The organism is Streptomyces sp. NPDC018693, from assembly GCF_044391385.1.
Classification (GTDB): domain Bacteria; phylum Actinomycetota; class Actinomycetes; order Streptomycetales; family Streptomycetaceae; genus Streptomyces.
The window spans coordinates 1-25,066 of sequence record NZ_JBIRZZ010000020.1; the positions used below are offsets into that span (position 1 = coordinate 1).

18 protein-coding genes and 1 tRNA gene are annotated in these 25,066 nt (G+C 72.2%); 14 read left to right on the forward strand and 5 right to left on the reverse strand.

Going from position 1 to position 25,066, the window contains the following annotated elements; translation table 11 throughout:
• Positions 1–205: 205 nt before the first annotated feature.
• The 5 genes from ACH5AC_RS33760 to ACH5AC_RS33780 all read left to right on the forward strand — a co-directional run bounded on the left by ACH5AC_RS33760 (position 206) and on the right by ACH5AC_RS33780 (position 6,191).
• On the forward strand, positions 206–628 hold the full coding sequence (locus ACH5AC_RS33760) for an ATP-binding protein (RefSeq protein WP_398866109.1): 423 nt from the start codon (positions 206–208) through the stop codon (positions 626–628).
• 337 nt (positions 629–965) lie between these two features.
• Complete coding sequence (locus ACH5AC_RS33765) at positions 966–3,371, forward strand: sodium-translocating pyrophosphatase (RefSeq protein ID WP_398866110.1); 2,406 nt, start codon at positions 966–968, stop codon at positions 3,369–3,371.
• Between the two features lie 182 nt (positions 3,372–3,553).
• Complete coding sequence (locus ACH5AC_RS33770) at positions 3,554–4,261, forward strand: small secreted protein (RefSeq protein WP_398866111.1); 708 nt, start codon at positions 3,554–3,556, stop codon at positions 4,259–4,261.
• 45 nt (positions 4,262–4,306) lie between these two features.
• Positions 4,307–5,827, forward strand: a complete 1,521-nt coding sequence (locus ACH5AC_RS33775) for a methyltransferase (protein WP_398866112.1) — start codon at positions 4,307–4,309, stop codon at positions 5,825–5,827.
• Between the two features lie 160 nt (positions 5,828–5,987).
• Positions 5,988–6,191: a hypothetical protein gene (locus ACH5AC_RS33780; protein WP_398866113.1), complete on the forward strand. Its 204-nt coding sequence runs from the start codon at positions 5,988–5,990 to the stop codon at positions 6,189–6,191.
• Between the two features lie 56 nt (positions 6,192–6,247).
• Here the strand turns inward: ACH5AC_RS33780 and ACH5AC_RS33785 are convergent, their stop codons facing one another.
• A complete protein-coding gene (locus ACH5AC_RS33785; protein WP_398866114.1) occupies positions 6,248–7,918 on the reverse strand; it encodes a recombinase family protein in 1,671 nt (556 codons plus the stop codon).
• 108 nt (positions 7,919–8,026) lie between these two features.
• On the opposite strand from ACH5AC_RS33785, the gene topA reads away from it, so the two are divergent.
• From topA to ACH5AC_RS33810, 5 genes are all read left to right on the forward strand, one after another.
• Entirely contained in the window at positions 8,027–10,870 is a 2,844-nt protein-coding gene (topA, locus tag ACH5AC_RS33790) for a type I DNA topoisomerase (RefSeq protein WP_398866115.1), read from the forward strand.
• Between the two features lie 134 nt (positions 10,871–11,004).
• Positions 11,005–14,319, forward strand: a complete 3,315-nt coding sequence (gene tmk / locus ACH5AC_RS33795) for a dTMP kinase (RefSeq protein ID WP_398866117.1) — start codon at positions 11,005–11,007, stop codon at positions 14,317–14,319.
• 224 nt (positions 14,320–14,543) lie between these two features.
• A complete protein-coding gene (locus ACH5AC_RS33800; protein WP_398866118.1) occupies positions 14,544–15,773 on the forward strand; it encodes a DNA polymerase III subunit delta' in 1,230 nt (409 codons plus the stop codon).
• Between the two features lie 126 nt (positions 15,774–15,899).
• Positions 15,900–17,483: an alpha/beta hydrolase gene (locus ACH5AC_RS33805; protein ID WP_398866119.1), complete on the forward strand. Its 1,584-nt coding sequence runs from the start codon at positions 15,900–15,902 to the stop codon at positions 17,481–17,483.
• Between the two features lie 111 nt (positions 17,484–17,594).
• A tRNA-Thr gene (locus tag ACH5AC_RS33810) sits at positions 17,595–17,671 on the forward strand.
• Between the two features lie 164 nt (positions 17,672–17,835).
• Here ACH5AC_RS33810 and ACH5AC_RS33815 read toward each other — a convergent pair.
• The 3 genes from ACH5AC_RS33815 to ACH5AC_RS33825 form a co-directional block, all read right to left on the reverse strand.
• Entirely contained in the window at positions 17,836–18,771 is a 936-nt protein-coding gene (locus ACH5AC_RS33815) for an NAD-dependent epimerase/dehydratase family protein (RefSeq protein ID WP_398866120.1), read from the reverse strand.
• A 39-nt stretch (positions 18,772–18,810) separates the two neighbouring features.
• Positions 18,811–19,707: an RNA polymerase sigma-70 factor gene (locus ACH5AC_RS33820; RefSeq protein WP_398866121.1), complete on the reverse strand. Its 897-nt coding sequence runs from the start codon at positions 19,705–19,707 to the stop codon at positions 18,811–18,813.
• Between the two features lie 106 nt (positions 19,708–19,813).
• Positions 19,814–21,031, reverse strand: coding sequence for an NAD(P)/FAD-dependent oxidoreductase (locus ACH5AC_RS33825; RefSeq protein ID WP_398866122.1), 1,218 nt, complete (start codon positions 21,029–21,031; stop codon positions 19,814–19,816).
• 137 nt (positions 21,032–21,168) lie between these two features.
• Between ACH5AC_RS33825 and ACH5AC_RS33830 the strand changes: the two genes are divergently transcribed.
• From ACH5AC_RS33830 to ACH5AC_RS33840, 3 genes are read left to right on the forward strand one after another with little or no spacing between them, the layout of a single operon-like run.
• Complete coding sequence (locus ACH5AC_RS33830; RefSeq protein ID WP_398866123.1) at positions 21,169–21,618, forward strand: trypsin-like serine peptidase; 450 nt, start codon at positions 21,169–21,171, stop codon at positions 21,616–21,618.
• A gap of 9 nt (positions 21,619–21,627) precedes the next feature.
• Positions 21,628–21,951 (forward strand): hypothetical protein, encoded by a 324-nt coding sequence (locus tag ACH5AC_RS33835; RefSeq protein ID WP_398866124.1) that lies wholly within the window; start codon positions 21,628–21,630, stop codon positions 21,949–21,951.
• Between the two features lie 55 nt (positions 21,952–22,006).
• On the forward strand, positions 22,007–22,843 hold the full coding sequence (locus tag ACH5AC_RS33840; protein ID WP_398866125.1) for a hypothetical protein: 837 nt from the start codon (positions 22,007–22,009) through the stop codon (positions 22,841–22,843).
• Positions 22,844–22,850: 7 nt separating this feature from the next.
• Here ACH5AC_RS33840 and ACH5AC_RS33845 read toward each other — a convergent pair whose 3' ends face one another.
• Positions 22,851–23,891: a D-2-hydroxyacid dehydrogenase family protein gene (locus ACH5AC_RS33845; RefSeq protein ID WP_398866126.1), complete on the reverse strand. Its 1,041-nt coding sequence runs from the start codon at positions 23,889–23,891 to the stop codon at positions 22,851–22,853.
• Positions 23,892–24,058: 167 nt separating this feature from the next.
• Between ACH5AC_RS33845 and ACH5AC_RS33850 the strand changes: the two genes are divergently transcribed.
• Complete coding sequence (locus tag ACH5AC_RS33850) at positions 24,059–24,961, forward strand: glycosyltransferase family 2 protein (protein ID WP_398866127.1); 903 nt, start codon at positions 24,059–24,061, stop codon at positions 24,959–24,961.
• Positions 24,962–25,066: the final 105 nt, after the last annotated feature.

The window sequence follows — 25,066 nt, forward strand, 5'->3', positions numbered from 1 at the left end:
GAATTTTAAATATCTCCGCAATCCCGGGACTGACCATGGTGTCCCCGAGCCCCCCCTCGTTCCCCTACGGGGGGGCGCCCCCCCCCCCCCCCGCCGGGGGGGGGGGGGGCCCCCCCCCGGGCCACGGCACAGGTGAACAACCGGGGTACCGGGCGCTCGGCGGCCCGGCCCCCCGACAGCACGCCCGTAGTTGCGAGGGGGATGCATGGCCACCGTTGAACTCCGCTTCAGCGCGCTGCCCGAGCACGTCAGGACCGCCCGTCTGGTGGCGGCAGCGGTGGCGCGCAGGGCCGGAGTGGACGAGGCCGTCCTGGACGAGGTCAGGCTCGCCGTCGGCGAAGCCTGTTCCCGTGCCGTCGGACTGCATCTGAGCAGCGGGGTCACCGCGCCGGTGAAGGTCGCGCTGATCGAGGAGGAGAAGCAGTTCTCCATCGAAGTCGGCGACGAAGCGCCGCACGCGGTGCCCGGCGAGCCGTCCCCCGACCCCGACGCGGAGGTCGAGGAGGACGAGATGGGCCTCGCGGTCATCAGCGGCCTCGTCGACGACGTCCAGGTCACCACCGGGGAACACGGCGGCCTGATCCGCATGACCTGGCCGACCACCCCGGCGGCCGCGGCGCTCTCCTGAGCCCGGCCGACCCGTCGGCCCCGGCCGGTTTCCGTACCTGAAGGGCCCCACCCGTGGGGCCCTTTGGCATGTGCGTACCCGGGAACTCACGCTTACAGTGGTTCCCGGAAGTGAATCATGGACGAGTGAATCTTGGACCGGTCAATCCTGGATCCTGAGCCAGGAATCTTGATCCGGAATTTCGTGAAGGAATTCACGATCAACGCCTTTGAAGCATTACTCGGTGCAAAACTCAACGCGAAGGCGAATTCCGTTTGCCGCGCACTGTTTTGATCAGGTTCCGGTACCTACAATCCGTCCACCATCTTGAGCTCAGCCCAAGCGTCAAGGAGGACGAATGGCGGGGCTTTCTACCCCTCATCGGTTGGACCACACCACTACGTTCGCAGCCGCGGAGCTCACCGGCGACAACCGCATCCTGGTGATGGTCATCGGGCTCGTGGCCCTGGCCGCGCTGGTCGTCGCCGGGGTGCTGCTGCGGCAGGTGCTCGCGGCCGGCGAGGGCACCGACAGCATGAAGAAGATCGCGGCGGCCGTCCAGGAAGGCGCGAACGCCTATCTTGCCAGGCAGTTGCGCACGCTCGGCGTATTCGCCGTGGTCGTCTTCTTCCTGCTCATGCTGCTGCCCGCGGACGACTGGAACCAGCGTATCGGCCGGTCGGTGTTCTTCTTGATCGGCGCCGCGTTCTCGGCGGCCACCGGCTATATCGGCATGTGGCTCGCGGTACGCAGTAATGTGCGCGTCGCCGCGGCGGCCCGGGAAGCGACTCCGGCGGAGGGCGAGCCGGAAAAGGATCTCACCGATGTCTCGCACAAAGCGATGAAGATCGCTTTTCGTACGGGCGGGGTCGTCGGCATGTTCACGGTGGGGCTCGGCCTGCTGGGCGCCGCCTGCGTGGTGCTGGTCTACGCGGCTGACGCGCCGAAGGTGCTGGAGGGATTCGGCCTCGGGGCCGCGCTGATCGCCATGTTCATGCGGGTCGGCGGCGGCATCTTCACCAAGGCCGCCGACGTCGGCGCCGACCTGGTCGGCAAGGTCGAGCAGGGCATTCCGGAGGACGATCCGCGCAATGCCGCGACCATCGCCGACAACGTGGGCGACAACGTCGGCGACTGCGCGGGCATGGCGGCCGACCTCTTCGAGTCGTACGCCGTCACTCTGGTGGCCGCGCTGATCCTCGGAAAGGCGGCCTTCGGCGACGCCGGGCTCGCCTTCCCGCTGCTGGTGCCCGCCATCGGGGTGATCACCGCGATGATCGGCGTCTTCGCGGTCGCCCCGCGCCGCGCCGACCGCAGCGGCATGACCGCCATCAACCGCGGCTTCTTCATCTCCGCGCTGATCTCCCTGGCACTGGTCGCGATCGCGGTCTTCGTGTACCTGCCGGGCAAGTACTCGGAGCTGGACGGCGTCACCGACACCGCGATCAGCGGCAAGGGCGGCGACCCGCGCGTCCTGGCGCTGGTCGCCGTGGCGATCGGCATTGTGCTGGCCGCCCTCATCCAGCAGCTGACCGGCTACTTCACCGAGACCAACCGCCGCCCGGTCCGCGACATCGGCAAGACCTCGCTGACCGGCCCGGCCACCGTCGTCCTCGCCGGTGTCTCCGTCGGCCTGGAGTCGGCCGTCTACACCGCCCTGCTGATCGGCCTCGGCGTGTACGGCGCCTTCCTGCTCGGCGGTACGTCGATCATGCTGGCGCTGTTCGCGGTGGCGCTGGCCGGCACCGGCCTGCTCACCACGGTCGGCGTGATCGTCGCGATGGACACCTTCGGGCCGGTCTCCGACAACGCCCAGGGCATCGCCGAGATGTCCGGGGACGTCCAGGGCGCGGGCGCGCAGGTGCTCACCAACCTGGACGCGGTCGGCAACACCACCAAGGCCATCACCAAGGGCATCGCCATCGCCACGGCCGTCCTCGCGGCCTCGGCGCTCTTCGGGTCGTACCGCGACGCCATCACCACAGGCGCGCGCGACGTCGGCGAGAAGCTCAGCGGCGAGGGCGCGCCGATGAGCCTGATGATGGACATCTCGCAGCCCAACAACCTCGTCGGCCTCGTCGCGGGCGCGGCGGTCGTCTTCCTGTTCTCGGGGCTGGCGATCAACGCGGTGTCGCGGTCGGCGGGTTCGGTGGTCTTCGAGGTGCGCCGGCAGTTCCGGGAGAGGCCCGGGATCATGGACTACACCGAGAAACCGGAGTACGGCAAGGTCGTCGACATCTGTACGCGCGATGCCCTGCGTGAGCTCGCCACGCCCGGGCTGCTCGCGGTGATGGCGCCCATCTTCATCGGGTTCACCCTCGGAGTGGGCGCGCTCGGCGCCTTCCTGGCGGGCGCGATCGGCGCGGGCACGCTGATGGCGGTCTTCCTCGCCAACTCGGGCGGCGCCTGGGACAACGCCAAGAAGCTGGTCGAGGACGGCCACCACGGCGGCAAGGGCAGCGACGCCCACGCCGCGACGGTGATCGGCGACACGGTCGGCGACCCGTTCAAGGACACCGCCGGTCCCGCGATCAACCCGCTGTTGAAGGTCATGAACCTGGTGTCGCTGCTGATCGCGCCCGCGGTGATCAAGTTCTCCTACGGCGAGGACAAGAGCATCGGAGTGCGGGTGCTGATCGCGGTGCTGGCGCTCGTGGTGATCGTCGGCGCGGTGTACGTCTCCAAGCGGCGCGGCATCGCGATGGGCGACGAGGACGGCACCGAGGGGTCCGCCAAGTCGGCTGGGGCCGCGGTGGTTTCGTAGGCGCTGTGGGCAAGAGGCGGGCGGGCGGTGCGTGTTGAAACGCCGACCGCCCGCCTCGCCATGGGTGCCGGGCGGGCCGTGAGCCTTCTCTCGCTTGGTGCAAATGGCTTTGATTATGCGCATAGCGGACATTCGTTCTGGGTGGTCACCCGTTCGCCGTGTATGTTCCGGGGCCGAGAGCCATGGAAGGGACCAAACCGGTGAACAAGAAGCTCGCGGCCGCACTGTCCGGCGGTGCGGTACTGGTACTGGCGCTGTCGGGATGCGGCGGCGACGACGGGAACAAGGAGCTGGACGCCTGGGCCAAGAAGGTCTGCGACGTGCTTCCCGCGCAGAACGCCAAGGTCACCGCGGCGAGCGCGGCGATCACCGAGGTCGCCGACCAGGACAGCGCCCCGGCGGACGTCCAGAAGACCGACTCCCAGGCGTTCCAGGACATGTCCGACGCCTACAAGGCGCTCGCCACCGCAGTGCAGCAGGCGGGTCCGCCGCCCGGCGTCGAGGACGGCAAGAAGAAGCAGGAGGACGCCGTCAAGGCGCTCACCACCCTCTCCACCTCCTACGCCGACCTGAAGAAGCAGGTCGACGCGCTCGACACCAAGGACCAGGCGAAGTTCGCCGGCGAGCTGAAGGGCATCGGCAGCCAGCTCGGCAAGCTCAGCCAGACCGGCAACGAAGCCCTGAAGAACCTGGAGGACGGCGACGTCAAGACGGCCATGGCCAAGCAGGACAGCTGCAAGGCGGCGGCCGCGTCGGCGACTTCGACCCCGGCACCCACCGGCGCCGCGGCACCCACGGGGTCGGCTGCGCCCACCGGATCGGCTGCGCCCACCGGGTCGGCGACTCCGGCCGGGTCGGCGACTCCGTCGGCCAAGTCGACCCAGGGCTGACCCGTCCCGCAGCGCCGGGCGGCGTCCACGGGAGAGAATGGGGGCGTGAGTGACACCACCCTGTCCCCCCTGCCCTCGACCGATCGCCCCGAGGTCGCCGCACGGCTGCGTGAGGCGCTGCTCGCGGCCTCCTTCACCGCCGACGGACTGCTCGACCTGCTCGGCGCCCCCGCGTACGCGGCGCTGGCCCGCAGCGAGACCGTGCCCGCGCTGCGGGCGACCCGCGGGGACACGCCGCTGGAGACGCTCGTCCGGCTCTTCCTGCTCCAGCAGCCGGTGCCGCACGCGCGCGTGGCGGACGTGCTGCCCGTCGACGCGTGCGTGGAGAGCGGCTGGCTGGTGCGCGCCGGCGCCGACGAGGTGACCGCCGCCGTGGACGTACGGCCGTACGGCGGGGCCGACGGCGAGGACTGGTTCATCGTGTCCGACCTGGGCTGCGCGGTCGGCGGCGCCGGTGGCATCGGCAGCCATGACGAGCGTGTCGTGCTCGGCGTCGGCGGCGCCTCCACGACCCTCGCCGGCATCACCGTCCGTACGCCCGTCGACTCCGCGCTCGACCTCGGCACCGGCTCCGGCATCCAGGCACTGCACGCCTCCCGGCACGCCACGCGCGTGACGGCGACCGATCTCAACCCGCGCGCGCTGCACATCACCGCGCTCACCCTCGCCCTGTCCGGCGCGCCCGCCGCCGATCTGCGCGAGGGCTCGCTGTTCGAGCCGGTGCGCGCCGACGAGACGTACGACCTGATCGTCTCCAACCCGCCCTTCGTGATCTCGCCGGGCGCCCGGCTGACCTACCGCGACGGCGGCATGGGCGGGGACGATCTGTGCCGTTCGCTCGTTCAGGGGGCAGGGGAGCGGCTGAACGAGGGCGGGTTCGCGCAGTTCCTCGCCAACTGGCAGCACGTGGAGGGGGAGGACTGGCAGGACAGACTCAGGTCATGGGTGCCGCGCGGCTGCGACGCGTGGGTCGTGCAGCGCGAGGTGCAGGACATCACGCAGTACGCCGAGCTGTGGCTCAGGGACGCCGGGGACCACCTGCGCGACCCGGCGGAGTACCAGGCGCGCTACGACGCCTGGCTGGACGAGTTCGAGGCGCGCAAGGTCAAATCGGTCGGCTTCGGCTGGATCACGCTGCGCCGGACCGCGGCGGCCGAGCCCGTCATCACGGTCGAGGAGTGGGCGCACCCGGTCGAGCAGCCGCTCGGCGACACCGTACGGGCGCACTTCGAGCGGCTCGACTATCTGCGCGCGCATGACGACGCGGCCCTGCTCGCCGGGCACTTCCGGCTGGTCTCCGAGGTCGTCCAGGAGCAGGTCGGGCTGCCCGGCGCCGAGGACCCCGAGCACGTCGTGCTGCGCCAGCACCGTGGGATGCGCCGGGCCACCAAGGTCGACACGGTCGGCGCCGGCTTCGCGGGCGTGTGCGACGGGTCCCTCAGTGCCGGCCGCATCCTGGACGCCATCGCCCAGCTGATGGGCGAGGACCCGGTCCTCCTGCGCGACCGCACACCGGCCCAGATCCGCCTCCTGGTCGAGCAGGGCTTCCTGGAACCGGCAGGGTGACGGCGGCCGGCGGCCGACGGCCGGTGGGAGAGCCGGAGGGCGGCTCCGGCTTGACCCGGCTTTGTCCGGCTCGTGTTCACCCCTGGTTCGCCCGGATGCCGTCCGTGCGTGCCACCCTCCCCGGGCTGGGCAGTCGCGGGGCGGGAGAAGAAGGGCACGCATGGTCATGGAGAGCGGGTCGGCGATCTTCGCGGGAACGGTGTTCGGAGCGTTCGGATCGGGGCTGCTGCTGTGGACCGGAGCTCAGGTGCGGCGTCGGCAGGCGGTCGCGTACGGGGCGCGTCCCGCGCTTTCGGCCGCTGTCGCGACAGCGTTCGGCATCGCGGCCCTGATGCTCGCGGGGTGGTGTCTCGGCCAGCTGTAGTGCTCCGTGAGCCGTAGTGTTCCCTCAGCCCTGGTGCTCCATGAGAGGGCGATCTCTCACAGGTTCACGAACTCCAGCAGCGACGGATCGAAGGGCGCGTGCGTGGCGCGCCCTTCGGGTAGCGGCTTCACCACCACCGATCGGATCACCCGGAGGATGGCGGCGCGTTTCTGGGGCAGGTCCCATTCCCGCCAGCGTTCGCCCGACACACCGGCCAGTGCGTTCCCAGCCCGCTCCTCCTCCTCGAAGGCGTCCTTGTCCCGTTGGGACTCGATGATCTGGGCGTCGAGTTCCGGGAGCATCTCGAAGAAGTCGGCAGGGGCCACCACGCCCTCGACGTACCGCTGCTTGAGCTGCCTCTTCCTTTCCAACAGGGCGTCAAGAGTCGCCTGCCCGTGCCATGACCGGGCGGTCGGAGGAACCGCGCCGTACCTGTCCGCAAGGAGCCGCAGCGCGTACTCCTCGACGGCCTGGTCCACCAGGTCCACACGCCTGGCCACGCCCCGGCAGGAAGGGAGCTTGCACGCGTAGGCCGGGTGCCCGTTCGGTTTGCTGGGCGGGTTGCCGACCATCTTCGAACCGCAGATCCGCCCATCGGCGTCGGCCTTGCCGCACAGGAGGATCCCCGACAGAAGGTACTTCCGGGAAGCGTCCGGATTCCGGCTCCGGCGCTTGGTGCCGCGCGCGGGATCCCCCTTCAGAGTGGCCGAATCGACGCGGTAGTAACCCGGGTACAGGGCGGTGAGACGCCGCCACTCGGCGGGGTCGGCGACGGTCTCCCAGTCGCCGACGACCGGGGCGCCCGTGACGGGATCCCTCACCAGTTCGCCATCCAGCATGCGATAGCCGCAGATGGCCGGATTGCTGACCATGTTCCGGACGGTGTTCCCGGTCCATCGTCCGCCGCGCACGGTGGGAACCCGCTCGTCGTTCAGCCAGGCACTGACTGTTTCGCTCGACTGGCCCGAAAGGATCATGTCGATCATCTTGCGAACGTAGGCGGACTCCACGGGGTCCAGTTCGTGGTTGTGGGGGCGGCCGAGCGCTTTGTCTCCGGCGAACCAGCCGAAGCGCCGGTGCCCGCCTGACTGTTTGCCCTCCCGAGCCCGGTCCCGGACCGAGCGGGCTGTGCGGCGCCGGATTCCGGCCACTTCGTCGTTCTCGGCCGGAGCTGGTTCTTCCGAGGGGGGTTGGACGGAGAAGGTGACGTGACGCTGTTCATCCACCGAGAAGAAGCACCCCTGGTCGTCCAGGGTCAGGGCCCGGTGCGTGCGCTGACGATCGACGGGGAGGCGATACACGCGGTCCACGGCGGCGGCGATGATGCCCACGACGGGCACACCCTCAGCTGTCCGCCGCGCCCTCAGGTCCTGGATCATGCGGAGGAACGCGGGGCGCCTCACGGCCGGATCCGCAGCTGTCAGGTGGTTGTCCGTGTAGCGGGCGACCACGATCATTCCCTGGCCGCGGGCGGCGACGTCGTTGTTCAGATGCTGGCGTCCGCTGTCCGCGCCCTCTTGCCCGTCCTCGCTGATCCGGGCGTACGAGCAGACCGGGAGTCTGCCGCCGATCCATTCCTCCGGGGAAACCCCGAGTGACATGGCCTCGGCGAGTTCGGGCGCGATCGACCAAGTGGACGTAGCCTTCAATCGTGCCCCCCGGGTTACTGTGATGCTTAACCGATACATTGACATATCGTTCGAGTGGCCGTTGTGGACTTCGGTCATTTGACACGAGGGCGGGATGTAGCGTCACACTCCGCAGCGTCAGAACGTGCCAGATCCCGTGCCCCCATCCGTGGGGTGTCCCCGCGTCGACCGGAGAGAAGAGCGAAGTTGTCCCCGACCAGCGAGACCGCGAAGGGCGGCCGCCGACTCGTCATCGTCGAGTCGCCTGCCAAGGCGAAGACGATCAAGGGCTATCTCGGCCCCGGATACGTCGTCGAGGCGAGCGTCGGGCACATCCGCGACCTCCCCAACGGCGCCGCGGAGGTGCCCGAGAAGTACACCGGCGAGGTCCGCCGCCTCGGCGTGGACGTCGAACACGACTTCGAGCCGATCTATGTCGTCAATGCCGACAAGAAGGCCCAGGTCAAGAAGCTCAAGGACCTGTTGAAGGAGTCCGACGAGCTCTTCCTCGCCACCGATGAGGACCGGGAGGGCGAGGCGATCGCCTGGCACCTCCAGGAGGTGCTCAAGCCCAAGGTCCCGGTCAAGCGGATGGTCTTCCACGAGATCACCAAGGACGCGATCCAGGCCGCCGTGGCCAACCCGCGCCAGCTCAACCAGAAGCTGGTCGACGCCCAGGAGACCCGCCGTATCCTCGACCGCCTCTACGGCTACGAGGTCTCGCCGGTCCTGTGGAAGAAGGTCATGCCCCGGCTCTCCGCCGGCCGCGTGCAGTCCGTCGCCACCCGACTCGTGGTCGAGCGGGAACGCGAGCGCATGGCGTTTCGTTCAGCTGAGTACTGGGACCTGACGGGCACCTTCGCGACCGGCCGCGCGGGGGACCTGTCGGACCCGTCGTCGCTGGTCGCCCGCCTGCAGACCGTCGACGGCCGGCGGATCGCGCAGGGCCGCGACTTCGACTCCCTGGGACAACTCAAGAGCGCGAACATCCTCCACCTCGACGAGGCGACCGCCCGCGCCCTGGCCGCCGCCCTGGAGAACACCCGCTTCTCCGTGCGGTCCGTCGAGTCCAAGCCGTACCGCCGCTCGCCGTACGCCCCGTTCCGTACGACGACGCTGCAGCAGGAGGCCAGCCGCAAGCTCGGCTTCGGCGCGAAGGCGACCATGCAGGTCGCGCAGAAGCTGTACGAGAACGGCTACATCACGTACATGCGTACGGACTCCACGACCCTGAGCGACACGGCCGTGGCGGCCGCCCGCGCCCAGGTCACGCAGCTGTACGGCGCCGACTACCTGCCGGCCCAGCCGCGCACGTACGCCGGGAAGGTGAAGAACGCCCAGGAGGCGCACGAGGCGATCCGTCCCTCGGGAGATCGTTTCCGTACGCCCGCCGAGACCGGGCTGACCGGCGACCAGTTCAAGCTCTACGAGCTGATCTGGAAGCGGACCGTCGCCTCCCAGATGAAGGACGCCACCGGCAACAGCGTCACCGTGAAGATCGGCGGCACCGCGGCCGACGGCCGGGACGTCGAGTTCAGCGCCTCCGGCAAGACGATCACCTTCCACGGCTTCCTGAAGGCGTACGTCGAGGGCGCCGACGACCCGAACGCCGAGCTGGACGACCGCGAGCGCCGGCTGCCGCAGGTCGCCGAGGGCGACGCGCTCGGCGCCGAGGAGATCACCGCCGACGGCCACGCCACCAAGCCGCCCGCCCGCTACACCGAGGCGTCGCTGGTCAAGGAGCTGGAAGAGCGTGAGATCGGCCGCCCGTCGACGTACGCGTCGATCATCGGCACGATCCTCGACCGCGGCTATGTCTTCAAGAAGGGCACGGCCCTCGTGCCGTCCTTCCTGTCCTTCGCCGTGGTCAACCTCCTGGAGAAGCACTTCGGGCGGCTCGTCGACTACGACTTCACCGCCAAGATGGAGGACGACCTCGACGCCATCGCGCGCGGCGAGGCGCAGGCCGTGCCGTGGCTGAAGCGGTTCTACTTCGGCGAGGGCACTGGCAACGGCGGCGCGGCCGACGCCGGCAACGGCGACGGGGACCACCTCGGCGGCCTCAAGGAGCTGGTGACCGACCTGGGCGCGATCGACGCGCGTGAGGTCTCCACGTTCCCGGTGGGCAACGACATCGTGCTGCGGGTCGGCCGCTACGGCCCGTACATCGAGCGGGGCGAGAAGGACGCCGAGAACCACCAGCGCGCCGACATCCCGGACGACCTGGCACCGGACGAGCTGACCGTCGAGCTGGCGGAGGAGCTGCTCGCCAAGCCGAGCGGCGACTTCGAGCTGGGCACCGACCCCGCCACCGGCCACCAGATCATCGCCAAGGACGGCCGCTACGGCCCGTACGTCACCGAGGTTCTCCCCGAGGGCACCCCGAAGACCGGCAAGAACGCGGTCAAGCCGCGCACGGCCTCGCTGTTCAAGTCGATGTCGCTCGACACGGTGACGCTCGACGACGCGCTCAAGCTGATGTCGCTGCCGCGGACCGTCGGCACCGACGCGGACGGCGTGGAGATCACCGCGCAGAACGGCCGCTACGGCCCGTATCTGAAGAAGGGCACGGACTCTCGCTCCCTGCAGTCCGAGGAGCAGCTCTTCACGATCACGCTGGAGGAGGCACAGGCGATCTACGCCCAGCCCAAGCAGCGTGGCCGCGCGGCCGCCAAGCCGCCGCTGAAGGAGCTGGGCGAGGACCCGGTCAGCGGAAAGCCGGTCGTCGTCAAGGACGGTCGCTTCGGGCCGTACGTCACCGACGGGGAGACCAACGCGACGCTGCGCTCCGGCGACAGTGTCGAAACGATCACTCCGGAGCGCGGCTTCGAGCTGCTCGCCGAGAAGCGGGCCAAGGGCCCCGCCAAGAAGACGGCGAAGAAGGCCGCCGCGAAGAAGACGACCGCCAAGAAGGCCGCCCCGGCCAAGAAGACGGCCGCCAAGAAGACCGCGGCGAAGAAGACGACGACCACGACCGCGAAGAAGACGACGGCGGCGAAGAAGACCGCCGCGAAGAAGGCGACGGCCGTGAACGCCTCCTCGGAGGACTGAGCACCGGCGGGTTTCGGCCAGTTCCGTCGCCCCGCGTTCGCACGGCGGACGCCCCGGCACCGCTTCGGTGTCGGGGCGTCCGCGCGTCGGGGCGCGCGCCGCGGGCTGTCAGCCGCTGCCGATAGGCTGAATGCATGACCCCTGCCGAGCAGCCAACGGCCCCCACTCCGGTACCGGACGAGACCCTGGTCGCCGACTCACGCGAGCGTGCCGTCCGCGCGCTGCTGCGCCGACCGCAGTTGAAGCGGTTGTGGAGCGCGCAGCTCGTCGGGGGCGTCGGCGACGTCCTCGCGCTCCTGGTGTTCGTCCTGCTCGCCCTTCAGGCGGCCATCGCCCAGGGCGCCTTCGGGGGCGGCTACCGGGGCATGGCGTTCGCAGTGGCGATCGTCTTCGCGGTGCGCATCCTGGCCACCCTGCTCTTCGGCGCGGTCCTCCTCGGACCGCTGACCACACTCACCGCCAAGGACGGCCCGCTGGACCGCCGCTGGACGATGGTCGGCGGGGACGGCGTGCGCGCCGCGCTGCTGATCGTCGCCCCGCTGTGGATCGACTGGACACCGGACGACGCGCTGGTCTTCCTCCTGGTCACCGTGTTCCTGACCGGGGTCGCCGAGCGGCTGTGGACGATAGCGCGCGAGAGCGCCGCGCCCGCCCTGCTGCCCGCCCCGCCGCTGGAGGGCGCGACGGTACGACCGCTGCCCGACCACCTGGACGCGCTGCGCCGCCTGTCGCTGCGTACGGGCTTCGTCGCGATCCCGCTCGGCGCGGTGGCGCTGGTCGTCGCCGGGCTGTTCAACAACCTGCTGGGCGCGGGCATCGAGTGGTTCGCCCAGCACCAGGCGGCGCTCGCCTCGTACGTGGCGGCCGGGCTGTTCGCCGCCTCCCTGTCCGTCGTGGTCCTCCTGGAGCTGCCCGACGCGCGCACCCCGCGCGCGCGGTCGCCGCTGGAGGGCCTGCGCCGGCCGCGTACGGCCGCCGGGGTCGACTCCGGCCGGACCGGCGCCGTCCCGCTGCTGGTGCTCGCCTGCGCGGCCGTCGCCGGGGCGATCTCCGCCGCCGTCGGCGTGGCCGCGCTGCACGCCACCGATCTGCGCGGCGGCCCCGTGCTGTACGGCCTGATGGTGCTCGCCCTGACCGGTGGGGTCGTCGCCGGCATCCGTACGGCGCCGGCGCTGCTGCCCGCCCTGTCGCGGCGCCGGCTGCTGGCGCTGGCGATCGCCTTCACCGGCGTCGCCCTGCTGGCCGCCGGGCTGGTCCCGGACGTCACGACCGTCCTGCTGATCGTCGCGCTGGCCGGTGTCGGCGCGGGCGTGTCCGCCAACACCGGGCACGCTCTGCTCGACCAGGAGACCGAGGAGCAGCGCCGCGCGCGGACCACCGAGCACCTGCACGCGGTCGTACGGGTCGTCGTGGCGCTCGGCGCGGTGATCGCCCCGCTGGTGGCCGCGCTGATCGGGCCGCACCGGCTGGAGAACGGCAAGTTCGTCTTCGCGCACGGCGGCGCCGCGTTCACCCTGATGCTGGTCGGCGCGCTGCTGCTGCCGGTCGCCGCCCTGGTGCTCGCCAAGGTCGACGACCGCTCCGGGGTGCCGCTGCGCAAGGACCTGCGGGACGCGCTGCTCCGCGGCGACGACCCCGTGCAGGCGCCCGCGACGAACGGTTTCTTCATCGCCCTGGAGGGCGGCGACGGCGCCGGCAAGTCCACCCAGGCCGAGGCGCTCGCCGAGTGGATCCGGGCCAAGGGGCACGAGGTCGTGCTGACGCGTGAGCCGGGGGCCACCCCGGTGGGCAAGCGGCTGCGTTCGATCCTGCTGGACGTGTCGTCGGCCGGCCTGTCGCACCGCGCGGAGGCCCTGCTGTACGCGGCCGACCGCGCCGAGCACGTCGACACCGTCGTACGGCCCGCGCTGGAGCGGGGCGCGGTGGTGATCTCCGACCGGTACATCGACTCGTCGGTGGCGTACCAGGGCGCGGGACGCGACCTCTCGCCGGTCGAGATCGCGCGGATCTCGCGCTGGGCGACGGACGGGCTGGTGCCGCACCTGACGGTGCTGCTGGACGTGTCCCCGGAGACCGCCCGCGAGCGGTTCACGGAGGCCCCGGACCGGCTGGAGTCGGAGCCGGCGGAGTTCCACGCGCGCGTGCGGTCCGGGTTCCTCACGCTGGCCGCCGCCGACCCCGGTCGCTATCTCGTCGTGGACGCCGGTCAGGAGCCGGAGGCGGTGACCACGGTCGTCCGCCACCGCCTCGACCAGATGCTGCCGCTGTCCGAGGCCGAGGTGAAGGCCCAGGAGGAGGCGCGCCGCAAGGCCGAGGAGGAAGCCCGCCGCAAGGCCGAGGAAGAGGCCCGGCGCAAGGCCGAGGAGGAGCGCCTGGAGCGAGAGCGCCAGGAACAGCTCGCCAAGCTGCGCGCCGAGGAGGAGGAGCGCAAGCGGCGCGAACTGGAGGAGGCGCAGCGGCGGGAGGCGGAGCGGCAGGCCGAGGAGGCCCGGCAGCGCGCCGAGGAAGCGCGCCGGCGTGCCGAGGAGGAGCGCGCCCGGGTGCTCGCCGAGGAGAAGGCCCGCGCCGAGGAGGAGGCCCGCCGCAGGGCCGAGGAGGAGCGGCGGCGCCGGCAGGCCGAGGAGGAGGCCCGGCTGCGCGCCGAGGCCGAGGCACTGCGGCTGGAGAAGCAGCGCAAGGCCGAGGAGGCGCTGCTGCGGGCCGAGGAGGCCCGGCGAGCGGCCGAAGCGGCGGCCGCGGCGGCCCAGGCGGGGCCCAGGCCGACGCCGCCCACGGCCGCGACCGCACCGGCGGCCGCGTCGAAGCCGACCCCGCCCGCGGCGGCGACTCCGGCGGCCGGGCCCGACGCGGTGACCGTGCCGACGCCGGTGGTCAAGCCGGAGGCGCCGACCGTGCCCACGCCCGCCGTGACGCCGAAGGGCGCGGTGGACGAGACGGTCGCGCTGCCCAAGGTGCGGATGGACAAGGACCCCGTGGAGCCGGCCGGGCCTGACTCCGAGGTGACGGCCGAGCTGCCCCAGCCGCCGGCCCCGCCGGTGGGCGCGGCCGACGAGACCGCCGTACTGCCGCCGGTGGGTGCGGAGGCGGACGAGACCGCAGTGCTGCCGCCGGTGCGGGACGAGGCGGACGAGACCGCAGTGCTGCCGCCGGTGCGGGACGAGGTGCACGGGAGTGCCGTACGGCCGCCGGTGCGGGACGAAGCGCCGGTGGACCGGGTGCCGCCGGGGTTCTTCCGTGACGAGGCCGCGGGGGCCGACGACCGTACGCGGGAGCTCCCGCAGCTTGACGAGGACGGCACCCCGCGGCGCCGTCCCCGCCCGGACTGGGCCGAGGAGACCCCCCTGGACGACCTTCCGTCCCTCGCGGACGAGCTGCTCGGCCCGCGCCAGGAGGACGACGGCCCCGACGACGGGCGCGGGGGCGGCCGGGGCTGGGGCCGCCGACGCTGACCGGGTGACCGGCGGCCGGGGTGGGGCGCGCGGCTCCACGGGGTGCCGCCGGGTGGATATCGGCGGCGGCTGCCGGGCGGGGCGCGGCTGGTCGCACCAAAGGGCGCGGGGAACTGCGCGGCGAGCCACGACGCACCCGCACCCGGAAGACAGCAGCTCCGCCCACTGTCAGTGGCTGCCCGCACAATGGAACCCGCAACGCGACAGGAAGGGCGGCGCAACCCATGACCGTGTGGGACGACCTCGTCGGACAGGACAAGGTGTCCGAGCAACTGGCAGCCGCCGCCCGGGACGCCGACGCGCTCGTCACCGCGGCCTCGGCGTCGGCCGCCACCGGCACACCTCTGCCGGAGGCGCTCACGTCCGGGTCGAGGATGACGCACGCCTGGCTGTTCACGGGCCCCCCGGGAGCCGGCCGCACCCAGGCCGCGCGGGCCTTCGCCGCCGCCCTGCAGTGCGTCAGCCCGGACCGCGCGCTCGGCGGAGCCCCCGGCTGCGGCTTCTGCGACGGCTGTCACACCGCCCTGGTCGGCACCCACGCCGACGTCACCACCGTCGCCGCCGTCGGCACCCAGATCCTCGCCGAGGACATGCGCGACACCGTCCGCAAGTCGTTCACCTCGCCTGCCAACGGCCGCTGGCAGGTCATCCTGGTCGAGGACGCCGAGCGGCTCAACGAGAAGTCGGCCAACGCGGTCCTGAAGGCGGTCGAGGAGCCCGCCCCCCGCACCGTCTGGCTGCTGTGCGCGCCGTCCCTGGAGGACGTCCTGCCCACCATCCGCTCCCGCTGCCGCCACCTGAACCTGCGCACGCCGTCCGTCGACGCCGTCGCCGACATGCTGGTCCGGCGCGAGGGCATCGAGCCGTCCGTCGCCGCGGCCGCCGCCCACGCCACCCAGGGGCACGTCGACCGCGCCCGGCGCCTGGCCACCGACCCCGCCGCGCGTGAGCGCCGTGCCGCCGTGCTGAAGCTGCCGCTGCGGGTGGAGGAGATCGGCGGCGCGCTCAAGGCCGCGCAGGAACTGGTCGACGCCGCCGCCGAGGACGCCAAGGTGCTCGCGGAGGAGGTCGACGCCAAGGAGACCGAGGAGCTGAAGGCGGCGCTGGGCGCGGCCCAGGGCGGTCGGCTGCCGCGCGGCACGGCCGGGGTGATGAAGGACCTGGAGGACAAGCAGAAGCGGCGCCGCACCCGCACCCAGCGCGACAGCCTGGACCTCGCGCTCACCGACCTCACCGCCTTCTACCGCGATGTCCTCGCCCTCCAGCTCGGCTCCCGTATCGCCCTGGCCAACACGGACTGCGAGGACGCCCTGGAACGGCTGGCGCGTGCGAGCACCCCCGAGGCCACTCTCCGCCGTATCGAGGCGATCGCCGCCTGCCGCGAGGCCCTCGACCGCAATGTGGCGCCGCTGCTGGCGGTGGAGGCGATGACGATGGCGCTGAGAGCGGGCTGAGGCCGGGGGCGGGCGGCGGCCGGGGTTGGCGAACCCGGCGACCCCGGTGGCCCGAGCGATTCACTCGTCCGTGGCAGTTTGCGCACGCATCGCACTCACTCCGTCGCGCAGAGTTACGCTCGCGAGATGTACGTCAGGCGCTCCCCCCGCTCCCTCCACTCCAGGGCGCTCGCCCTGCTCGCCGCAGCCGCGCTGCTCGTCTCCGCCTGCTCCGCCGACGGCTCGTCCGGCTCCTCGCGCCCCACGACGGCGCAGGCGGCGCTGGCCGCGCTGCCGGAGGCGACTCCGTCGGCCCTCTCGCCGTACTACACGCAGCGTCTGAGCTGGCGCAGCTGCGGTGTCCCCGGCTTCCAGTGCGCCACGCTGAGGGTGCCGCTGGACTACGCGAGGCCGGAAGCGGGCGACGTACGGCTCGCGGTGTCCCGCAGGAAGGCGACGGGCCCGGGGGAGCGGATCGGTTCCCTGCTGGTCAACCCGGGCGGCCCCGGCGCCTCGGCGGTCGGCTACCTCCAGCAGTACGCCGGCATCGGCTACCCGGCAGAGGTCCGCGCCCGCTACGACATGGTCGCCGTCGACCCGCGGGGCGTGGCCCGCAGCGCGCCCGTCGAGTGCCTGGACGGGCGTGAGATGGACGCGTACACGCAGACGGACGTCACACCCGACGACGAGCGGGAGACCGACCTGCTCGTCGACGCGTACAGGGAGTTCGCGGAGGGCTGCGGCGCCGACGCGCCGAAACTGCTGCGCCATGTGTCCACGGTCGAGGCGGCCCGCGACATGGACATCCTGCGGGCGGCGCTGGGGGACCAGAAGCTGCACTACGTGGGCGCGTCGTACGGCACGTTGCTCGGCGCGACGTACGCCGGCCTGTTCCCGGAGCGGGTCGGCCGCCTGGTCCTGGACGGGGCCGTTGATCCGTCCCTGCCCGCCCGCCGGCTGAACCTGGACCAGACGCAGGGCTTCGAGACGGCGTTCCGGTCCTTCGCGAAGGACTGCGTACAGCAGCCCGACTGCCCGCTCGGCGGCCCCGGCACGACCCCCGACCAGGTCGGCCGCAGCCTGCGCGCCTTCTTCGACCGCCTGGACGCGCGCCCCCTCCCCACCGGCGACCCCGACGGCCGCACCCTCGGCGAGTCACTGGCGACGACCGGTGTGATCGCGGCGATGTACGACGAGAGCGCCTGGCCGCAGCTGCGTGACGCCCTGACGGCGGCCATGCGGGACAACGACGGCGCCGGGCTCCTGCTCCTCTCCGACAGCTACTACGAGCGTGACCCCGAGGGTGACTACGCCAACCTGATGTCCGCCAACGCCGCCGTGAACTGCCTGGACCTGCCCCCGGCCTTCGACACACCGGACGAGGTACGCCGAGCCCTGCCCGCCTTCGCCAAGGCGTCCCCGGTCTTCGGCGAGGGCTTCGCCTGGGCCGCCCTGAACTGCGCGTACTGGCCGGTCGCCGCCACCGGTGAGCCCCAGCGCATCGAGGCGAAGGGCGCGGCCCCCATCATCGTGGTCGGCACCACCCGCGACCCCGCGACCCCGTACCGCTGGGCCCAGGGCCTGTCCGACCAGCTCTCCTCGGGCCGCCTCCTCACCTACGACGGCGACGGCCACACCGCCTACGGCCGCGGCAGCGCCTGCGTCGACTCCACCATCAACGCGTACCTCCTGCGCGGCACACCCCCCACCGACGGCAAACGCTGCCGCTAGCCACCGCCCTGTCCCACCCCGGAAGCCCCCCTTCCGGGGCGTGGTCGGACCACCCCCGGAAACTGTGTAGACTTACCGACGTTGCTGATCGCACCATGGTGCGGACAGCGCGCCGCCTTAGCTCAGATGGCCAGAGCAACGCACTCGTAATGCGTAGGTCTCGGGTTCGAATCCCGAAGGCGGCTCCATCGAACCCCAGCTCAGATGGTGTCTGAGCTGGGGTTGTGCGTTCAGTGGACGCGTCGACGGCGGCGGGCGCGGGCCGCGCGGCTGTCCCCGGTCTCACTTCCTGCACTCGTTCCTGTTCGAGAACGGCAAGATCAAGAAGCAGCCCGGCGCGCCGCTCTTCGGGCTAGCCGGTGGCTGCTGGTGTCAGTGTCTGGCGGTACCAGTTCTCGTGCCGGGGGAAGCGCTCGGTGAAGGCCCCCGGTGCGCAGTCCAGGTCGGACCACAGCGGGTCGCCGTCGAACCAGTGGTCGGTGATCAGCATGTCCAGGTCGTGCCGGGAGGCTCCCAGTTCCCGCAGCCGCCCGTACGCCTCGTCGAGGGTGAGGTCCTGCTCCGGCCAGGGCACGGACGCCACGTCGGCGACCGCGCGCAGCACCGTGTGCCAGGGCACGGGCTCCGGGTGGCAGGCGTGGTAGACGGGCGCGGTGAGCCGTTCGCCGGGTGCCAGGGCGGCGGCGACCAGGGCCCGGGCCAGGTCCTCGACGGCGACCAGGGACACGCGTGCGCGCCAGCCCTCCACCGTGCCGGGCAGCGCGCGCAGCAGCCGGGCCAGCGCGGGTACCACCCGGGTGTCCCCCTCGCCGTAGACGAGGTGCGGGCGTACGACCGTGCCGCCGGCGGCCAGTACGGCGTCCTCGCCGGCCGCCCGGGTCCGCGAGGTGACCGAGACGGGCGCGCGGTCGAGGTCCTGCGGCCGGGCGCGCCGGAAGGTGCCCCGCCCGTACACGGCGGCGGTGCTGAGCTGGACGACACGGGTGACGCCGGCCCGGCGGGCCTCGGCCGCGAGCGCCGCCGTGCCGCGGGCGTTGACCGCCTCGCACAGCTCGTCGGGGCCGCCGATCCGCGAGGCGCAGTGCAGCACGGCGTCGGCCCCGTCGCACAGTCCGCGCAGCGAGCCGGGGTCGGTCAGGTCGGCGGGGACGACCGTCGTGCCGGGCGCGTCCGCGCGCACCTGGCTGCGATGGGCCGTCAGCCGCAGGGTGAGGCCGCGGCGTTCGGCCTCGCGGACGACATGGCGGCCGATGAAACCGCCGGCGCCGGTGATCACCAGGGTGGTCATGGTCCGACTCCTCAAGTCCTGAATTCCTCGCTGTCGTGCTCAGCGCAGCGTGAGGAGTCTCTCGGAAGTGATGTGGGTCAGCTTCTCGGGGTTGCGGACGTAGTAGAGGCCGGTGATACGGCCGTCCTCGACGCGGATCGCCATGACGCCGTCGATGTCGCCGTCCACGCGGACGAGGAGGGCCGGGTTGCCGTTGACCACGGTGGGGGTGATGGTGAAGGGCTCCTTGAGCTTGCGCAGGCCGCCGCCGAACATGCGGACCACCTTCTCGGCGCCGAGGATCGGCCGCAGCGCGGCGTTCTTGACGCCGCCGCCGTCGCTCATCAGGACGACCTCCGGGGCGAGCACGTCGAGGAGGTCCTGCGGGTTCCCGGACTCCAGCGCGCGCTGGAACGACTCCACCGCCTTCCATGCCTCGCCCGGCGAGACCACCTCGCGGGGGCGGCGGGCGTCGACGTGCCGGCGGGCGCGGTGGGCGATCTGACGGACCGCCGCCGAGCTCTTGCCGACGGCGGCCGCGATCTCGTCGTAGCCGACGTCGAAGACCTCACGCAGCACGAAGACGGCGCGCTCGGTCGGCGACAGCGTCTCCAGGACGAGCATCATCGCCATCGACATGCTCTCGGCGAGCTCCACGTCCTCGGCCACGTCCGGCGCGGTGAGCAGCGGCTCGGGCAGCCACGGGCCGACGTATGCCTCCTTGCGGCGCTTCATGGTGCGCAGCCGGTTCAGTGACTGGCGGGTGGTGATGCGGACCAGGTAGGCGCGCGGGTCGCGTACCTGGTCCGGCTCGACCTTGACCCAGCGCAGCCAGGTCTCCTGGAGGACGTCCTCGGCGTCGGCCGCCGAGCCGAGCATCTCGTAGGCGACGGTGAACAGCAGGTTGCGGTGGGCGACGAAGGTGTCGGTCGCCGTGGTGGTCGGGTGGTCGCTCATCAGGCTGCCTTCGCTCGTCTTCGGTACGGTCGCTCAACGACGGTACGGTCGCTCAACGTCGGGGCTGTCGGTCGTCGTCGGGACTGTCACCCGCCAGGCCCGCCCGCTAGGCCGCCCGCTCGGTGGCGGGCGGTGCCTGGACGGTCCGCGTCTCGTCGTGTTCGGCGGCCCGCAGCAGGTCCTGGCGCGTGGCGTCCTTCATCCACCTGCTGCCGGCCCCGGGCTTGCGTGCCTCCTCCGCGAGCTGCTGGACGGTGTGCTTGACCACGAACTCCTTCAGCCGGGCGCCCGGGCGGCCGGCGACGTAGAGGCTGATCGCGGTGTCGTTCCTGCGGGCGAACTGGAAGATGCCGGCGCGCCGCCCCAGGCTGATGCACTGGCCGGCGAACCCCACGTGGACCGGCGCGGGCCGCTCGCCCACGATCCGGCTGAGCACGGTCTGCGCGGCCTGCGGGCCCATCTGCACCGCGGCCTGGCAGCCCATCCGGTACGGCAGGCCGGACGGCGCGGCCGAGTCCCCGGCGGCGACGATGCGCGGGTCGTCGACGCTGGTCAGGGTCTCGTCGGTGAGCAGGCGGCCCAGGGCGTCGGCGCTCAGCCCGCTGCGCGCGGCCAGGTCGGGCACGCCGAAGCCGGCGGTCCAGACGGTGACCGCGCCCTGCACGTCACGGCCGTCGGCGAGCCGCACCGCGTCCCGGGTCACGCCGGTCACCTCGGTGCCGGGACCGGCGACGACGGTCACGCCGAGCCTGGCCAGCTGCCGGGCGACGGAGCGGCGGCCCCGGGGGTGGAGGTAGGGGCCGAGGTCCCCGCCGCAGACCAGGGTCACGGCACGGCCCGTCTCCGCCAGCTCGGCGGCGGTCTCGATGCCGGACGGGCCCGCTCCTACGACGGTCACCCGGGCCGTGGCCGGGTTGTCGTCCATGACCGACCGGAGCCGCTGGGCGTCCTCCAGGGTCGCGATCGGGTGGGCGAAGTCCGCCGCTCCGGGCACGCTCGGGTCGGCGCTGCCGCTGCCCACCGTGTAGATCAGGTAGTCGTAGCCGACCGTGCCGCCCGAGGTCAGCGTCACGCTGCGGGCGGCCGCGTCGATCCGGGTGACGGCGTCGACCACCAGCCGGACGCGCTCGGCCAGGACCTCCTGGTAGTCGACGACCGCGTCGTCGGATCCGCCGACCAGCTGGTGCAGCCGGAGCCGCTCGACGAAGGTCCGGCGCGGGTTGATCAGCGTGACCGTCACGTCGTCGCGCTGGGTCAGGCGGTTGGCGGCCAGGACTCCGGCGTATCCGCCGCCGACGACGACCACATCGGTGTTCCGGGTCATGGTGTCTCCTCCGTTTCCCTGTCCACGGGCTCGGCTTCCCTCCCATGGGCTCGAACTCAAGACACCGGCCGGCCGATCGCTGTGACAGCGTGTGAGTCAGATCACGTCATTGACGTGTGCCGGTCATTTGTAGAGGGTTGCTCCGGCCCAGTGCCTCGCCACCTGGCCACCGCCTCCTTCGCGGGCGTCGCGGCGACCACGCCCGCCGCAACGGCGAGCGGGAGAACGGCGTCACAGGGCGGGCAGCCGTCGCCGGGGCCGGCCAGACGCTGGACCCGGTCGGCAAGATCCTCTTCAACTACGCCGGCGGTTCCCCCTCCTCCTGCACCGGCACGGTGGTGAACACCCCTGCGGAGACCCTGGGGATCACCGCCGGCCACTGCCTGTACAGCGACGGAGGCTGGCACAGGAACATCGCGTTCGTGCCCGCCTACGACGGCACCAGCCCGCTCGGCGTCTTCACGGCCTGGAACATCGCGGTCGACTCGCTGTGGAGCGCCGAGACGGACGAGGAGCACGACTACGGCGTGATCATCACGAACGACAACAGCGCCGGGGAGACCGCGGCCGACGCGGCCGGCGCCTAAGACATCGTGGTGAACCGGGGCACGGTCAACGAGGTGACGGTCGTGGGATACCCGGCCGCGGACGGGTACGACGGTCTGCACCAGGAGTTCTGCACCGACACCACCGTGCCCACCCCCGTGCCCCGGGACATGATCTCGGCGGACTGCCCCCATGTGCGTCAGGGGTCGAGCGGCGGCCCCTGGCTGATCGACTACGACCCGGCCGAGGAGATCGGTGACATCTACGGGGTCACCTCCATCTCCACCGGCCGCTTCACCGCCACACCGAGGTTCGATCAGCGCACCCTGGACTTCGTCGTACTGATGAACCAGCTGGCCGCGGCTCGTCCCTGACGGAGCCCCCAGCTCGTACGGCTGGTACGGCTGGTACGGCCACCGAGGAGGCGCCATGACCGACGAGCCGGACGACGAACGTCCCCGCAGGGGGCGCCTGCCCAAGTGGAAGCGGGAAGGCCGGGAGCGGCCCGAGGGCAGGCCCGTCGATCTGTCGGCCTACTGGACCGACGAGCGGATCGCGCGGACGCCGCCCGCCCGCCTGCCGCAGGGCCCGCCCCTGCGGCAGGCGGACTTCCCGCACCTGACGCCGTACGTCCTCGAAGCGGACGCGACTCGGCCACCCGCGCGCGTGGAGCGACGCGAGGGGCAGCCGGTCTGCTGGTCGATGGCTGTGGACCCGTCCGACCGCGACCCCGACCCCGATGCCGCCGAGCGCGCACTGCGGCGGCTGCTCACCGCCGAACTGGGCGGCGACACCTGGTTCCTGGACCTCCGGCCCTGCCCGGACTGCGGCATCACGCACGGCCTCACCGCGGAGAACGGCCTGCGCCGGGTCCACGTCGGCTACGCGAGCCTGCCCGAGCTTGCGCTCTTCGCGCTGTGCGACACCCCTGTCGGCATCGGGCTGACCAGGGCGGTGGGTGACGCGTCCGCGCTGGACCGGAGCATGCCGGACGGGAACGCGGCGGACGAGCATGCGTCGGACGGGAACGCGTCGGGTCACAACGCGCCGGACGACGAGGCGTCCGCCGCCGCCCGTTCCCTGGCCCGGCGGGAGGCGTACGGCAGGGCGGTCGCGCGCGGGCGGTGCGGGCGGCGGGAGCGCGACGGGCCGAACCGCCGGCTGCTCTACGTGGCCGTACCGCCGCCTCTCGTCGCGGTCGTGATCTGGCAGGAACCCCCGCAGGACCACGAACCGCCCCGCCGCCTCTCCGCGCGCTTCGGCTGACTCCGGGTCAGCCGAGGACTCGTAGCGGTGTGCCCGCCAGGTAGGCGCGGATGTTCTCCGCCGCCTGGCCGTAGTAGCGCTCGTAGTTGGCGCGGGAGACATAGCCGAGGTGCGGGGTGGCCAGCAGGCGGGGAGCCGTGCGCATCGGGTGGTCGGCGGGGAGGGGCTCGATGTCGAAGACGTCCACGCCCGCGCCCGCGATACGGCCCTCGTGGAGCGCGGCCAGCAGGGCGTCCTGGTCGACGATCGCCGCGCGGGACGTGTTGACCAGGTAGGCGGTCGGCTTGAGGAGGGCGAGTTCGGCGGGGCCCAGCAGACCCCGGGTGCGCTCGCTCAGGGCGAGATGGACGGAGATGAAGTCGCTGGTGGCGAGGAGGCCCGCCAGGGAGGGGGACAGGGTGACGCCCACCTCGTCCGTGCGCTCCTTCGTCAGGTTCTGGCTCCACGCCGTCACCTCCATGCCGAAGGCGAGCCCGACCTGCGCGACCCGGCTGCCGATCTTGCCGAGCCCGAGCAGCCCGAGGCGGCGTCCGTGCAGGTCGGCGCCGACCGTGGACTGCCAGGGGCCGCCCTCCCGCAGAGCGGTGTTCTCCTGGACGAGGCCGCGGGCCAGGCCCAGCAGCAGGGCCCAGGTCAGTTCGACGGGCGGGGGGGAGGAGCTCTGCGTACCGCACACCGTGACGCCGTTCGCCCGCGCGGCCGCGTAGTCGATCACCGAGTTGCGCATGCCGGAGGCGATCAGCAGCTTCAGCCGGGGGAGGCGGTCCAGGAGGGAGGCGGGGAAGGCGACGCGCTCGCGCAGGGTGATCACGCAGTCGAAGTCCGCGAGGGCGGAGGCCAGTTCGTCCTCGGTGGCGAAGTGCTCGGTGAAGGAGACCACGTTGGTGACCACGTTGGTGACCGCATCGGTGACCACGCCGGAGACCGCACCGGCGGCCACATCGGCGGCCACATCGGCGGCCCCGTCGGCGGCCCCCGCGGCCGACCAGTCGGTGATCGTCGTGGCGATGTCCTGAAAGTCGTCGAGTACGGCACAGCGGAAGGTCATGGGGCTGATCATCTCCGGCGCGCCACTCACCGAGAAAGAGCGAAGAACCGACGCAAAGAGGAAGCAAAGGAGCGGCGTGTCGGGACAACGGCCCCCGCTGAGGCAACATCTTGGTGAACGACGGGCGCCGCACGCGCAGGACGCCGGCGCCGTCACGGCCGTACGAGATGAGGGAACCGGTGGAGCCGAGGATCGCCGTCGCCGTCGTGACCATGGGGAACCGGCCCGCGGAGGTCGACGCCCTGCTGGAGTCCGTGGCCAAGCAGGACCTTGCCCCGGCCCGCATCGTGATCGTCGGCAACGGCTGCCGGCTGCCCGAGTTCGCCGAGCGGCTCTCGCTGCCCGGCGAGGTCACCCCGATCGAGGTCGAGGAGAACCTCGGCTGCCCCGGCGGCCGGAACGTCGCCCTCGCCCGGCTGCGGGAGTACGGCGACGTCGATGTCGTGGTCGAGCTCGACGACGACGGTCTGCTGGTCGACCCCGACGTCCTGCGCCGCGTCCGCGACCTGTACGCCGCCGACCCGCGCCTCGGCATCGTCGGCTTCCGCATCGCCGACGAGACGGGGGAGACCCAGCGGCGGCACGTGCCGAGGATCGGCGCGTCCGATCCGATGCGCGGCGGGTACGTCACCGGCTTCCTCGGCGGCGGCCACGCCCTGAGCATGGCCATGCTCGAACAAATCGGCGACTGGCCCGCCGAGTTCTTCTTCGCGCACGAGGAGACCGACCTCGCCTGGCGGGCCACGGACGCGGGCTGGCGCATCCGTTACGCGCCCGAGCTGCTCCTCCAGCACCCCAGGACCTCGCCCGCCCGGCACGCCATCTACTACAGGGTCACCGCCCGCAACCGGGTCTGGCTGGTCCGCCGCAACCTCCCGCTCCCGCTCATCCCGGTCCACCTCGGCGTGTGGATCGCCGTTACCCTGCTGCGGACGCGGTCGCTCGGCGGCCTACGGGCCTGGTTCGGCGGGTTCATGGAGGGCGTGCGGAAGCCGGCCGGGCCGCGGCAGCCCATGCGCTGGCGCACGGTGTGGCGGCTGACCCGGCTGGGTCGGCCTCCGGTGATCTGACGACTTGGTGACCTGATGATCTGAACTGCCCGGGGAACAGGCGAGGCCCCGGTCGTTCACCTCCGCCGACCAGGGCCTTCGCGCGCCCCGGAACCGGCCGCAACG